Here is a 14,037-nt window from a genome sequence, read left to right as displayed (position 1 = left end):
CCCTCCAACACGATCTTCGCCTTTGTCTTTGAATCCCACTGCCGTCGCTTCATGACCAATCTCCTTTGTGAAATCAGCCACAAGATACTCGCTTACGACACGCTACGCACTAATGGGGAGCAGTATATATCAACCAAGCACGATTTCTCATCATCACGCCTCACGACCCAGCCGCACTTCTTAAACTTCAGGTCAGATTCGGCCTGGCCTGCCACTTTCTGTTGGATCGAAACCGCGATTTCGGAGCAGGTATCAGACTCTCGACATATCCCTTTAACATGATTGTTGATGAATCACTTAGGATTAGCGAACTAACCGTGGGAGCTCTGAATGAGAATCAAATCAGACATTTCATAGAGAATCGGAAATAAGCTCCAAATGTGCCACGGGAGCTGACCAAGCCATGCAAAGGAGGTTTACATGAAAACCAGGAGAAAACTCGTATTACTGTTGGCCTTTGTCTCTGCTCTCACGTTCTCATTCGTCTTCTCTTTGGCGTCAGATGTGCGTGCGGGGGATGACAATTGTTGCTGGGTATACCCAGCGAATTGTACTCCGTTTCGGGGTGTACAGTTAGTGCACAACGTGTGCTGGCTCAACCCTTCTGATCCCTGCTATATTGCAGGAGACTGCTTCAATTGAAGTGAGCTAGTCCAAGAGTTCTATGTAACGTTGAGTTCAGTTTCCCGTGGCTCGAGAAGCACAGCCGACCTTTGGCAGGTGGGCTTTTTCATTGGAATTGCCGAGTGCCCTAACGCTCTGCGGTGGGGATGTACACCTTGCCGTCACGCGTCTCAGGCTGACGGCCTCTTCGAATCGAGGTGGGTGCCCGGCAAAGACGCCCGACACCACGCAAAAAAGCCCCCCCATTTGACTCCCTTCCCCCATTTCAGTACCTTTGGCCCGGCATGAACACTCCCAACAAGCTGACCCTGCTTCGCATAGTTCTGGCCCCGGTCTTCATGATCCTGTTTGTCATGGACGACTACTACCTGCGACTGGCCGCCCTGGGGGTGTTCCTTATCGCCGCACTTACGGATCTGGCCGATGGTTACTACGCCCGCAAATACGGCGTCGTGACCGGCTTCGGCAAATTCATGGACCCGCTCGCTGACAAGATTCTGGCCTCAAGCGCGTTGGTCTCGTTCGTGTCACTCCATTACGTTTCCCCGTTGCCGGTGATGCTGATCATCGGGCGGGAGTTCGCCATTACCGGCCTTCGGTTACTGGCCGCCTATCGCGGCGTCATCATTCCCCCCACCTGGTGGGCCAAGGTCAAGACTTTCCTCCAGCTTAGTGTGATAGCGGTCGTAATGACCTATATCTGCCTGGTCGCCACTCTGTATCACTTCGGCACCGGCATCGGTCCGCTCGGCAAGTTCGACCACCTGTTCTATTTCAACGCCCTGATGTGGATCACGGCGGTTGTGACCATCTGGACCGGGGTTGACTACGTGATCAAGTATTTCTTCATGATAAAAAGCGTGCTCAAATAGGATTTTTATTGAAAGCATTTATCGTCAAACTGTTCGCCACCGGCCTGTACACCGGGCTGTCCCCCGCCGTGCCTGGAACGGTCGGAACTCTACCGGCCTGGGTACTGGTCTGGTTCTTATTCGGTTACTCCACAACTGTTGCCGTGATTGCCACCGTGATTCTTTTTCTCGTCTCAGTCTGGTTGTCCACCGAAGCCGAAAGTGTTTACGGCCACGACTCCAAGAAGATCGTCATCGATGAATGGGCCGGCATGGCAATAGCCGTCTTGTTCGTGAAACACACGCTCACAGCTTACCTGATCGCCTTTGTGGCGTTCCGGCTTTTCGATGTCGTCAAACTTCCGCCTGCAGCCCAATCCGAAAAGCTCCCGGCCGGATGGGGGGTGACCATGGATGATGTCGTGGCTGGAGTCCAGGCCAATATCCTGACACAGATAATTCTCTTTGCGCTGGACCGTTTCTGACCGGTACTTTAGGCGCGGAGATCGATATGGATGTTGAAATAATCACGATCGGTGACGAGATCATCACCGGCCACACGATCGACACCAACGCATCGTTTATCGCCTCCCGGCTGATGGACATCGGGTTGGCGGTAAAATTCAAGACCTCGGTCGGCGACAATGTCGAAGCAATGGAAGAGGCGTTCCGGCTTGCGCTCAAGCGCTGCCAGATCGTCATCACCACGGGCGGTCTCGGCCCCACCGACGACGACCTCACCAAGCGCGCGATCGTCAAGGTGTTCAAACGGAATCTCGTGTTTCAAGAGGAGATTCTCGAAGATATCAAGAAGCGATATGCGCGGCGGGGGCTGGAGATGCCGGCCATCAACCAGAATCAGGCGCTGCTCCCGCAAGGGGCTCGTATTTTCCCGAACAAGCACGGTTCTGCTGTTGGTATAAACATTGCCGAGGACGGCAAGATCTTCATCTCGCTGCCGGGCGTTCCGTCGGAAATGCGTCAGATAATCACCGATGAGGTATTGCCATACCTAAAAGCGCTGAAAACCGGCAAACCGTTGAAAGTTGTCAAGCTCCGGACATTCGGCTTGATCGAATCACGGCTGGCAGAAATGATCATCCCCAATCTTAAACTGGAGCCGGGAGTGCGGCTGGCCTATCTGCCGTCACCACGCGGCGTGGACCTCCGCATCATCGCCCAGGCCGACGACGAATCCCAGGCCGCAGAGAAGGCCCAGAATCTCACCCGGTATCTGGATTCGGTGTGCGGCAAGTTTATCTACGGCCGTGACGATGACACGCTCGAAAGCGCAGTAGGGCAGCTTCTCCTCGACAACGACAGAACGCTGGCGGTCGCGGAATCATGCACTGCCGGTGAACTCGGCATGACCATCACCGCCATACCAGGCGCGTCGCGCTATTTCCTTGGCGGCGTTCTGGCCTACGCCAACGAAGCGAAGACCGAGTTGCTCGATGTCGACGAGAAAATCCTTATCGAACACGGCGCGGTCTCCGAACAGTGCGCGATGGCCATGGCGGCCGGATGCCGGAAACGACTGCATGCCGATTATGCGCTCTCAATCACCGGTATCGCTGGCCCCGACGGCGGCACCGATGACAAGCCGGTCGGACTGGTTTGGATCGGACTGGCCTCGGCGCATGGATCATATGCTCAGACATTCCAGTTCGGTTCTAACCGGGAGTACAATCGCTCACGGGCGGTGTTCGCCGCACTTGACATGCTTCGGCGGGAGATTCTCGATATCACATGATGCGGTTGTTCATTGCCTTGCCGCTTCCGAAGTCGGTCGAGGAGTACCTTGCGAAACTCATCGCGGACCTTCGCGCCAAAGGGGGCTCGGTCAAGTGGGTGGATGCACACCTGATCCATCTCACGCTGCGGTTCCTCGGCGATACCGAAGAAGCGCTGGTGCCGAAACTCCAGAGGGCGATCGATGATCTCGCCGCACACCATTTGATTGTCCGCTCCAACATCGATCGGCTTGGCGTGTTTCCCAATATCAAACGACCAAATGTGATCTGGGTGGGACTGCACCGGAATGCGGACCTGCTCGCCGAGATGAACGTCGACATCGAAAAGTCAGTGCGTGAGTTTGGATTCGAACCGGACAACAAAATGTTCAAGGTGCATCTGACGCTGGGTCGCGTGAAAGACCAGCATAACCTGACACCGCTAACCGACTATTTGCAGTCGTATCGCATTACACCTGTCGCCGTCGATTTCGACCGAGTGATATTGTTCCGTTCCACCCTGACGCCGCAAGGGCCGATCTACCAGTCGCTTCATCAGGCCCAACTGCAACCTCTACCCTGACGACGCATCTCATCGAAGCGGTCTTTAGGCAAAAAATAAGGCGGTCCCTTGCGGAACCGCCCCTGGAAGGGTATTACTAAAGCGGGGGTTTACTTCTTGAACTTCCTCACCACGCCGGCGCCGGCCAGACCAAGACCCATTAGGAGCATGGTCGCAGGTTCGGGAACCGGTGTCTTGCCGGACTCGGCATCGTGCGAGAACGGGGCCTTGATGAAGCGCCCATCGACATCACGGTAAAACCCGTAAGCGTCGAAGTGCAAGTAGCTGTAAGAGGTGTGGATGTTGAACCGATAGATGTTGCCGAAATTGTCAAATCCCGTGTCCGGGTCATCCGGATCGACATAATCATACACGCCAACGTACGGCGAACTAGTCTGGCTGGTCACCAGCATCTCAGTGTAGTTGGTTGGGAAAATTCCGTGCGGAGGCATGACACCGGCATCGTCCCCAGTGGACGGCGGCGTGCCATAGAGGAAATCTGCGGCATCAAAGGTCGTGGTGACATTGGCGGCATTAGTGATCTGCAGGCCGCCATCAACCGCCGCCTGGCCGGACGCCAGCGAAGCCACCAGATTGACGTTAAAGAGCTCGCCGCGGTTCAGCTTGGCCGCCACCACCCAGAGCTCAAAATCCTGGTCCGGAGTAACCCACGTATCACTGGCATTATCGTACGTAGCTCCGGGGATATAAAGTTGAAGGCGCGGCACGGCAAACGCCGATGGCACCATTAAAACCGCGACAATGAATGTGAGGAGCAGAGTCTTCTTCATGGGACCTCTATTAAAAGCTAACCCTGTTTCGAGTAGTTACCAAGTCACCGCTTGCGGAGCAATTGCCATGCCATTTGTGCTACCGGTTTCCGTTAGGAGCATACGATATATCGTATTGTCGGTCAATGTGTTACCAGTACCAAAAACGCTGCGAATCGTGGAGGTTAATGGTCGGAGTTCCAAAGTTGTAACCCCTTGCACAGTTTGGCGAAACGTCCGCCTTTTTGTCGAAACAGGTGACTTGGGGGCTGGGCGAACCGCACGCCAGATTCCGCCCAAGCCTTATCACCGCCAGATTCTGGGCCGGTGGCGGCTGCGGGCTATTTTTTGCGATTGCCCCCAATCCATCGCTTTTGACTGACAGACCCTGTCAGTGGGGGAAACTATGTTAAGCCCGACGGAAATGTGATATATTTGGATGGTTGTGAGGATAGATTGCGATCATGGAAAGCAAGAAGATAGAGATAAAGAAAGGGAAGGCGGAGATGGCTACCACCAGCACCCTGCCTGACAGGAAGAAGGCGCTCGATGCGGCGCTGACGCAGATCGAACGGTCGTTCGGCAAGGGCTCGATCATGCGGCTCGGCGACGGTACGGTCATGGAAATCGAAGTAATTCCCAGCGGTTCGCTCGGGCTGGACCACGCGCTCGGTGTGGGGGGCATTCCGCGCGGACGGGTGACCGAGATATTCGGACCGGAGGCATCTGGAAAAACCACGCTGACACTCCACGTCATCGCCGAGGCGCAGAAAGCGGGCGGCGTGGCGGCGTTCATCGATGCCGAGCATGCACTCGATGCCAACTACGCCAAAGCGCTTGGGGTCGATCTCACCAACTTGTTGATCTCCCAGCCGGACAACGGCGAACAGGCGCTCGAAATCACCGAAACGCTCGTTCGTTCCAGCGCAGTTGACATTGTCGTGATCGACTCGGTGGCCGCGCTGACACCGAAGTCGGAGATCGAGGGAGAAATGGGGGACAGCCACATGGGGCTCCAGGCGCGTCTCATGTCGCAGGCGCTCCGTAAACTGACCGCCATCACCGCCAAATCGCACACCGCAATAATCTTCATCAACCAGATTCGTATGAAGATCGGGGTAATGTTTGGCAATCCCGAGACTACCACCGGTGGCAACGCTCTGAAATTCTATGCCACCACCCGGTTGGATATCCGCCGCATCGCCTCGATCAAGGAAGGCGAAGAAGTGGTTGGCTCCCGCACGCGCGTTCGCGTGGTGAAAAACAAAGTTGCGCCGCCGTTCCGCGAGGCGGAGTTCGATATCATCTACGGCAAGGGGATCAGCCGGTCGGGTGAACTTCTGGACATGGCGGTGAACTACAACATCATCGAAAAGTCTGGCTCCTGGTTCAGCTACAACTCCGACCGTCTGGGCCAGGGACGCGAGAACGCGCGACGGTTTATCGAAGAGAACACCAAAGTCGCCGACGAGATCCTGGCGCGCGTGAAAGAGCAACTCGGTACCGCCCCCGCTCCCAGGGGCCGCGCCGCTGCAGAGACTGCCGACTGAGCCCGTTCTCATTTCCGAGCCAACTGTAAACGGCACACGTGGACGTGTGCCGTTTTCTCTTTGTGCCGCACCTAACAGGTGCGACCTTTCGGAGGACTTGTCCGATGGTGCACAGTGCATAACGAACAATTCACACCTTTCAGGTGTGGCACAGATTTTCAACCTGTAAACCATGTCCCCGGATTGTTCTGTCACGGATGTCTCCGGCCCATACCCTATTTGTGCCGCACCTAACAGGTGCCAATACTGACATTCCCGCCACCATTGGAGTTTTGCCATCTCCTTGACGAATTTGGGTTCGTTTTGTCATTTTGTGTCTTTTTGTTCTTCTCCGAGGGAGATTTTGTGTCGGCTCGATGTCGGTAAGTGGTGCGGATAAGCGAATAGTGGAAGATCGGTAGTGAATTTGGCGGACGGCGGGAATGAGTGCTCGGACAAAAGGTGTATGGGATTCGGTATTTGGGGTGTTAAGATGAAATCTCACACCAGAATTGGTGTGTTACGGTTCTTAGTCTACACTTCATGGCTGTCCCGGAAGCGGTGTAGATGCAGCCGGGTTGCGACCGACCTGCCGCAGCATGTGTGTCCAAATTTCCTGACGACATACATTCTGCTAATTTTGTCCTTGACATTGTCTAATTTGTTACATAATCTAAACTCATGAAGGATGCCATCTCGATCTTGCGACTGTATGATATTCAGCCGACGCCTCAGAGAATTGCCGTTGTTGAATGTGTGCTGTACACCAAAGCCCACCCGACTGCGGATGATGTCCTCATCTCCGCTCGACGGAAGTGCCCGACCGTTTCTCGTGCCACCGTTTACAACACGCTGAACCTTCTCGTCGAGAAAGGCCTCATTGGAATGCAGACGCTTAAGGAAGGTGCCGTTGTTTTCGATCCCAATGTTCAGAAGCACCATCACTTCATTGATGAAGATACTGGCGATATATATGACATTCCCTGGGATCAGTTGGAGGTTAAAGAAAAGAAGAAACTCAAGGATTTCGAGGTCCTTGAGTTTCAAGTGATAATGCGAGGCAGGCGGAGGAGGCAATGACTCTTTTTTTGCCTTGTGGCGATACACTGTCTAAACATAGACTATTTCTGACTATTTCTGTTGTCAAGGTCGATGGTGGATGCCACACCGATGTTGACGAAGAGATTAACGACCAATTATATAGTGTAAGGAGAAGTTATGAGTGACCAAAACAAGGATAGTGGGGTAAAGTGCCCTGTGACGGGGGGACGACACGCGCAGATGATGACCAACCGGGATTGGTGGCCGAACCAGTTGAATCTGAATATCCTGCACCAGAATTCCCCCCTCTCCAATCCGATGGGCGAGGCGTTTAACTACGCCGAAGAGTTCAAGAGTCTCAACCTGAAGGCGGTGAAAAAAGACCTTGAAAAGCTGATGACGACGTCACAGGATTGGTGGCCGGCCGACTACGGCCATTACGGGCCGCTGTTTATCCGCATGGCGTGGCACAGCGCCGGCACGTACCGCATCAGCGACGGCCGGGGTGGCGCATCCTCCGGAGCCCAACGCTTCGCGCCGCTCAATAGCTGGCCGGATAACGCGAACCTTGACAAGGCGCGGCGGCTGTTGTGGCCGATCAAACAGAAGTACGGCCGCAAGATCTCATGGGCCGACCTCATGATCCTCGCAGGCAACGTCGCTCTGGAATCGATGGGGCTCAAGACGTTCGGTTTCGGCGGCGGGCGCGCGGACGTTTGGGAACCGGAAGAGGACATTAACTGGGGGACCGAGACCGAGTGGCTCGGTGACCAGCGCTACCAAGGCGACCGGGAGCTCACAGGGCCCTACGGCGCCGTCCAGATGGGCCTGATTTACGTGAATCCGGAGGGGCCGAACGGTCAACCGAGCGCGGTTGCTGCGGGCCGCGATATTCGAGAGACCTTTTCGCGTATGGCGATGAACGACGAGGAGACCGTCGCGCTGGTTGCCGGCGGACACACGTTTGGCAAGTGCCATGGTGCGGCTCCCGCAGACAAGTTTGTCGGTCGGGAGCCCGAGGGGGCGAGTATCGAAGAGCAGGGCCTCGGCTGGAAGAACTCTTTCGGCAGCGGCAAAGGGGACGAGACGATCTCCAGCGGCATCGAAGGCGCCTGGACGTCGAAACCGACCCAATGGGACATGGGTTATTTTGACATGCTGTTCGGCTACGACTGGGATCTGGTGAAGAGTCCCGCCGGTGCCTGGCAGTGGGTCCCGGTTAATCCGGCCGAGAAGGACCTTGCACCGGCCGCTCACAATCCGTCGAAACGGGTTACGACCATCATGACGACGGCGGACATGGCGATGCGAATGGATCCCATCTATGGACCGATCTCGCGTCACTTCCACAAACATCCGAAGGAGTTTGCAGACGCCTTCGCCCGTGCATGGTTCAAGCTGACCCACCGTGATATGGGGCCGATCTCTCGTTACTTGGGACCGGAGGTGCCTGCAGAGGTGTTGTTCTGGCAGGATCCGGTGCCTACCGTAACCCACGAGGTGATTGGCGATGCTGAGATCGCCGAACTGACACGCAAAATCCTCGATTCGGGACTATCCATTTCCCAGTTGGTCTTCACTGCCTGGGCGTCGGCATCGACTTTCCGGGGCAGCGACAAACGGGGAGGTGCGAACGGCGCACGCATTCGTCTCGAACCGCAACGTGGCTGGGCTGTGAACCAGCCGGACCAGTTCGCGAAAGTACTGAAGACGCTGGAGGCAATCCAGCGGGGCTTCAACAGTTCGCGTAAGGACGGTAAGCAGATCTCTCTGGCCGACCTCATCGTCCTCGGCGGGTGCGCAGCCGTCGAGACGGCCGCGAAGAATGCCGGGTATGACGTGAAGGTTCCTTTCTCACCGGGACGCACGGACGCGACGCAGGAGCAAACCGATATCGACTCCTTTGCCGTGCTCGAGCCGACTGCAGACGGGTTCCGTAACTATGTGGCTAGTGGACAGCATCGGGCGGTGGAGGATTTGCTGGTCGATCGCGCTCAGCTATTGACGTTGACGGCTCCTGAGATGACGGTGCTCGTCGGCGGCCTGCGCGTCCTGAATGCCAACGTCGGACAATCACCACACGGCGTCTTCACCAAGCGGTCAGAGACGCTCACCACTGACTTCTTCGTGAACCTGCTCGACATGAGCACGATATGGAAGCCGACATCGAAGGCCGAAGAAGTGTTCGAGGGATACGATCGCTCGACGGCCAAACTGAAGTGGACGGGCACCCGTGTCGATCTCATCTTTGGATCGAACTCTCAGCTCCGAGCCATTGCAGAGGTTTACGCGTGTGATGACTCGCAACAGGCGTTCGTACGGGACTTCGTGGCTGCGTGGGCCAAGGTCATGAATCTCGATCGCTTCGACCTCGCTTGATCCTAGCGAAAAGCACTGACAACCGGGGGGTCGATGACATCGACCTCCCGGCGCTCAGTCAACGGTGAACGATGTCTGCCTGAACCAGTTCCCGTACGAACAACGATAGCTTCTGAACATATTGTTCTCTAAGTATGTGTAGGTCAAGACCCCTCTTGAGGCTCAAGGTTGCGAGGGGTCTTGACGTAGAAGGCATCAATTGTTAAAACCCCGTCCGACAGATTTGCAACGTGGGGGTTTTGACCTACAAAGAACTCGATTTCCGCTCCCGGATCAAGTCCGGGACAAGTTTCGCGGGAATGACAATAGTAGCGCGGTGCGTGGGCGTCAGTGCGTGTCGACGGGTCGGGACTGCGGTGTGTCGGTGGATAGCGGCGCGGAATGTTTGTGTTTGAAGAAAGTCAGATAGACTATCAGAAACGCGAGCGAACAGCTTATCGAGGCATCAGCGATGTTGAATGTCCACCATCGATCGATCTGTATCCAGAGGAGGTTGATATCCGGAATGTCGATATCGATGAAATCGACAACTTGGCCGAACCGGATTCGGTCAATGATGTTGCCGATCGCACCCCCAACGATAAAGGACATTGGCAAGGCGAGAATCGGCTGTTCGCGATGCGTGTATATGAAGTAGGTGAGAATCGGCGTGACCACGAGCGAGACGATGAGATAGAAAGTCGAGGACCCGAAGCTGGTTCCCATGGCGCCCCCCTCGTTGTAGATGAGCGTAAACATGAAAAAGCGCCCGAGGAAGGGCTGCGAGGGTTGGCCGGTGAGTGCGGAGACCGCCCAGAGTTTTGTGAGCTGGTCCAGAAGAACGACGAGAAAGACAATGACGGCCGGCCAGCGGAGATTGCGCGAGTCAGCGGCCAGATTTCTTCTCCTCTTCCTTGGACTTGCAGTCGATGCACAAGCGCGCGTGTGGCACGGCTTCCAGACGGGCCTGGCTTATCGGCTTGCTACAGGTCTGGCAGGTGCCATAGGAACCATCCTGGATACGGCGCAGTGCTTCATCAATATGGTACACCAGCCGCCCGGATTTGGAAGCGAACATAAACTGCATTTCGCGCTCCATGGTGTCGGTCCCCTGGTCGGCCATGTGATATGAGTAAGACGACAGGTCGCCGGAGGACTCTTTCATGGTGGTGCCGATGACACCCATTTCATCGAGCAGCTCCTTCTTCTTGGCCAGAAGGAGTGTCTCGTACTTTTTCAAATCGGCCTTTTTCATCGTGTGCTCCGCATGCTACAGTTTGGCCACCGCGATAGCGGCCTTTTCCCCGTTGATATTCCACTCCGTAGCGCCATCAACGGCACCTGCCTCTATAAACTCGATTCGTCGGGCCAGAGTTTCCCGGCGGATGAACTCTTCGTGTTTGCTGGTCGCCGCTTTCAATCTCCCGGCGCAGCCGATCCTTACCATAATATGATCGGTGACTTCAAACCCGGAACTTTTGCGCATGTTCTGGATTTTGTTCACCATTTCACGAGCGAACCCTTCGTCGATCAACTCCGGGGTCAACTTGACCGACAGGGCGACCGTCACCGGACCATCGGATTCGACCGCGAAGCCATCCCGCTCGATTCTCTGCACCTCGACCAGATCGGCGATCAGGGTGACTTTGGTGCCGTTGTCATCGAACGACAGTTCGCCGCTCTGGCTGAACTGCTTGACCGCAACAGAGTCCATTTTGCCAACATGCGCCTGCGCCGCTTTGACATGGCCGCCCAGCTTGGGACCGGCACTCTTGAAATTGAGCTTGGCGGCGTAGGTGATGTACTGGTCTAAATCGACCGCAGCAATCACTTCCTTTATATTCAACTCGTCCCGGATAATATCGATATCTTCGGTCAATTTTTCAAACTGATTTGCTCCGGCGATATTGACCAGAAGGCGCGCCAGTGGCTGGCGCACTTTGAGGTTCTTGCGCGACCGGGCCGCCCGCCCCAGCGACACGACTGTCCGCACCAACTCCATGGAGTCCTCAAGTTCGGCGTTCACCAGGGCCGAATCGACTTCGGGGAATGGCATCATGTGAACCGAAAGCGGCAGGTTGTGGCGCTGGCGTGTTTCGCCAGTCAGTTCTTTCCAGAGCAGCTCCGAGATAAACGGCGACACCGGCGCGCTCAGGCGGCAGACCCCCTCGAGGATACGGTAGAGGGTCAGATAGGCGCGCATCTTGGAAGGATCATCTGCTTTGGCCCAGTAGCGACGGCGGTTGAGCCGCACATACCAGTTGGAGAGATCGTCGATGACGAAGTTCTGCATGGCGCGGACCGGCCGGGTGATTTCATAACGGTCGAAACAGTCGGTGACATCTTTCACCAGCGAGTGATAGCGCGACATGACCCAGAGATCGAACCGCTCCGGCGGGCCGGCTTTCCGTTCGAGATATTGCTCAATCGTCGTATCTGCCGCATTCGCCTTGCTTACGACATCATCGATATTGGCGTAGATGGCAAAGAACGTGTACGTGTTGCGAAGGGTGTCGAAATATTTGCGGACCACCTCGGCCAAGCCATCTTCGTCGAAGCGTGTCGGCATCCAGGGGTTTGAGGTCGAGAGAAGATACCACCGCACCGGGTCGGCGCCGTATTTGGCGACAGTTACAAAGGGGTCCACCACATTCCCTTTGTGCTTGGACATCTTCTTCCCCTCTTTGTCGAGTATGAATTCGAGCACCACCACATTCTTGAACGGCGGCTTGTCGAACAGCATGGTGGAAATCGCCAGCAGCGAATAGAACCATCCGCGGGTCTGGTCGACCGCCTCGGAGATGAAATCGGCCGGGTATTTTCGTTCAAACAGCTCTTTGTTCTCGAACGGATAATGCCACTGGGCGTACGGCATAGCGCCGGAATCGAACCAGACATCGATAAGCTCCGGTACGCGCGTCATAGTCGAGCCGCACTCGCATTTGAGCTTGATTGTGTCGATCATCGGTTTGTGCAAATCCAGGTCGGTGGGAACACTGATGCCTTCTTTTCGCAATTGTTCCACGGAGCTGACCGCGCGCAGCTTGGAACAGCCCTGCTTGTCGCATACCCAAATCGGCAGCGGCGTGCCCCAAAACCGCTCACGAGAGAGGGCCCAGTCGACGTTGTTCTCCAGCCAGTTCAGCATCCGGCCGGTGCGAATCTCATCGGGGACCCAGTTAATTGCGTTGTTATTGGCGATCAACTGCTCTTTGAACTGCGTGGTCTTGATATACCACGACTGTCGAGCGATGTAGATCAGCGGCGAATCGCAGCGCCAGCAGAACGGATAGTTGTGCTCGTACTGCTCAATCTTGAACAGGCGCCCAGCCGTTTTCAGGTCTTTGGTGATGACCTTGTCGGCATCTTTGATATACATGCCGTTGTATGGCTTTGCGTGCTTGACAAAGTAGCCGTTCGCCTCGACAGCCTGAAGAACCGGTAGACCGTACGCCTTGCCTATTTCGTAGTCATCGGCGCCGTAACCGGGAGCGATGTGCACGATACCGGTACCGTCCTCGAGTGTGACGAAGTCTCCGTTGATGACATAGAATGCTTTATCCGATTTGTCTTTGAATATGTCGAACAGCGGGATATAGCGGCGCTTGAGAAAATCGGACCCTTTGAAACGCTTGAGCGCGGTCTTGTCTTCACCGAGAACGCGATGCACGAGAGCCTCGGCCAGGACGAGTTTTTCGCCTTCGTGCTCGACCAACACATAGTCGGCATCCGGTTTCATGCAGAGGGCAGCATTGGAGGGAAGGGTCCAGGGCGTGGTGGTCCAGACGAGATAGCTGAAATCGCCGTCGGCCGCTTTCACCTTGACGAACAGCGATGGGTCTTTGACCAGATCGTACCCCTGGGCGACCTCATGGCTGGACAAGCCGGTGCCGCAGCGCGGACAGAACGGGACAGTCTTGTATCCCTGGTACAGCAGGTCCCGGTCGAAGAAGTTTTTCAGAATCCACCAGACCGACTCGATGTATTCGTTTTTGAGTGTGACATAGGCATCGTCGAGGTCCAGCCAGTAGCCGATCCGGCGCGTAATCTCGTCCCAGTCCTTGAGGTATTTGAAAACTGACTCCTGGCATTTCTGGTTGAACGCGGCTATACCGTATTCAAGCACTTTGGCCTTGGAGTCCAGCTTGAGCGCTTTTTCGACTTCGATTTCGACCGGAAGGCCGTGGGTATCCCAGCCCGCTTTCCGGTCCACCCGGAACCCCTTCATGGCTTTGTAACGACACACTAAGTCCTTGACAGCACGCGAGATAACATGGTGAATGCCGGGGCGGCCGTTGGCCGTCGGGGGACCCTCGTAAAAGACGAATTCCGGCCTATCCAAAGACGCATCGTGGGCCTTGTGGAACACCTCCTGATCCTGCCAGAAGGCGAGGATTTTCTCCTCGGCGGCAGGGAGACTGAACTGGTCTTTGAACGGGTCGAATCGCATTGTTTTCATTCCTCGGCAATCGGCAAAGGTAGGGCCTTGAGGTTGATTTGCCAAAGGAAAAATGGGGGGCCGACGGGGCTCGCCTGCCCCTACTATTGATGCACAGTCTGGCTCCTGAA

General features: G+C 55.7%; 11 protein-coding genes. 7 read left to right on the top strand and 4 right to left on the bottom strand.

What is annotated here, in order from left to right; translation table 11 throughout:
• Positions 1-908 precede the first annotated feature (908 nt).
• The 4 genes from pgsA to thpR are packed head-to-tail and all read left to right on the top strand — an operon-like array spanning position 909 to position 3,791.
• On the top strand, positions 909-1,496 hold the full coding sequence (pgsA, locus tag AB1644_12695; GenBank protein ID MEW6051904.1) for a CDP-diacylglycerol--glycerol-3-phosphate 3-phosphatidyltransferase: 588 nt from the start codon (positions 909-911) through the stop codon (positions 1,494-1,496).
• 8 nt (positions 1,497-1,504) lie between these two features.
• Entirely contained in the window at positions 1,505-1,960 is a 456-nt protein-coding gene (locus AB1644_12690) for a phosphatidylglycerophosphatase A (protein MEW6051903.1), read from the top strand.
• Positions 1,961-1,986: 26 nt separating this feature from the next.
• On the top strand, positions 1,987-3,228 hold the full coding sequence (locus AB1644_12685; GenBank protein ID MEW6051902.1) for a competence/damage-inducible protein A: 1,242 nt from the start codon (positions 1,987-1,989) through the stop codon (positions 3,226-3,228).
• Complete coding sequence (thpR, locus tag AB1644_12680; GenBank protein ID MEW6051901.1) at positions 3,225-3,791, top strand: RNA 2',3'-cyclic phosphodiesterase; 567 nt, start codon at positions 3,225-3,227, stop codon at positions 3,789-3,791. The genes AB1644_12685 and thpR overlap by 4 nt, the downstream gene beginning before the upstream one ends.
• Before the next feature lie 89 nt (positions 3,792-3,880).
• On the opposite strand, the gene AB1644_12675 is transcribed toward thpR, so the two are convergent.
• Positions 3,881-4,561: a choice-of-anchor N protein gene (locus AB1644_12675; protein ID MEW6051900.1), complete on the bottom strand. Its 681-nt coding sequence runs from the start codon at positions 4,559-4,561 to the stop codon at positions 3,881-3,883.
• Positions 4,562-5,046: 485 nt separating this feature from the next.
• Between AB1644_12675 and recA the strand changes: the two genes are divergently transcribed.
• The 3 genes from recA to katG all read left to right on the top strand — a co-directional run bounded on the left by recA (position 5,047) and on the right by katG (position 9,489).
• Entirely contained in the window at positions 5,047-6,090 is a 1,044-nt protein-coding gene (recA, locus tag AB1644_12670; GenBank protein MEW6051899.1) for a recombinase RecA, read from the top strand.
• A 660-nt stretch (positions 6,091-6,750) separates the two neighbouring features.
• Positions 6,751-7,149, top strand: a complete 399-nt coding sequence (locus tag AB1644_12665) for a transcriptional repressor (protein ID MEW6051898.1) — start codon at positions 6,751-6,753, stop codon at positions 7,147-7,149.
• A gap of 138 nt (positions 7,150-7,287) precedes the next feature.
• The gene (gene katG / locus AB1644_12660; protein ID MEW6051897.1) at positions 7,288-9,489 is read left to right on the top strand and encodes a catalase/peroxidase HPI; all 2,202 of its coding nucleotides are present in this window, start codon (positions 7,288-7,290) and stop codon (positions 9,487-9,489) included.
• A gap of 327 nt (positions 9,490-9,816) precedes the next feature.
• Here katG and lspA read toward each other — a convergent pair whose 3' ends face one another.
• From lspA to ileS, 3 genes are read right to left on the bottom strand one after another with little or no spacing between them, the layout of a single operon-like run.
• On the bottom strand, positions 9,817-10,365 hold the full coding sequence (gene lspA, locus AB1644_12655; protein MEW6051896.1) for a signal peptidase II: 549 nt from the start codon (positions 10,363-10,365) through the stop codon (positions 9,817-9,819).
• Positions 10,355-10,723: a TraR/DksA C4-type zinc finger protein gene (locus AB1644_12650; protein MEW6051895.1), complete on the bottom strand. Its 369-nt coding sequence runs from the start codon at positions 10,721-10,723 to the stop codon at positions 10,355-10,357. The genes lspA and AB1644_12650 overlap by 11 nt, the downstream gene beginning before the upstream one ends.
• A 15-nt stretch (positions 10,724-10,738) precedes the next feature.
• Entirely contained in the window at positions 10,739-13,927 is a 3,189-nt protein-coding gene (gene ileS / locus AB1644_12645) for an isoleucine--tRNA ligase (GenBank protein MEW6051894.1), read from the bottom strand.
• Positions 13,928-14,037 lie beyond the last annotated feature (110 nt).

This window comes from Candidatus Zixiibacteriota bacterium (genome assembly GCA_040753875.1).
GTDB lineage: Bacteria > Zixibacteria > MSB-5A5 > GN15 > FEB-12 > DATKJY01.
The sequence above is the reverse complement of the archived record's forward strand: the minus strand, read 5'-3'. Positions and strand labels throughout refer to the sequence as shown.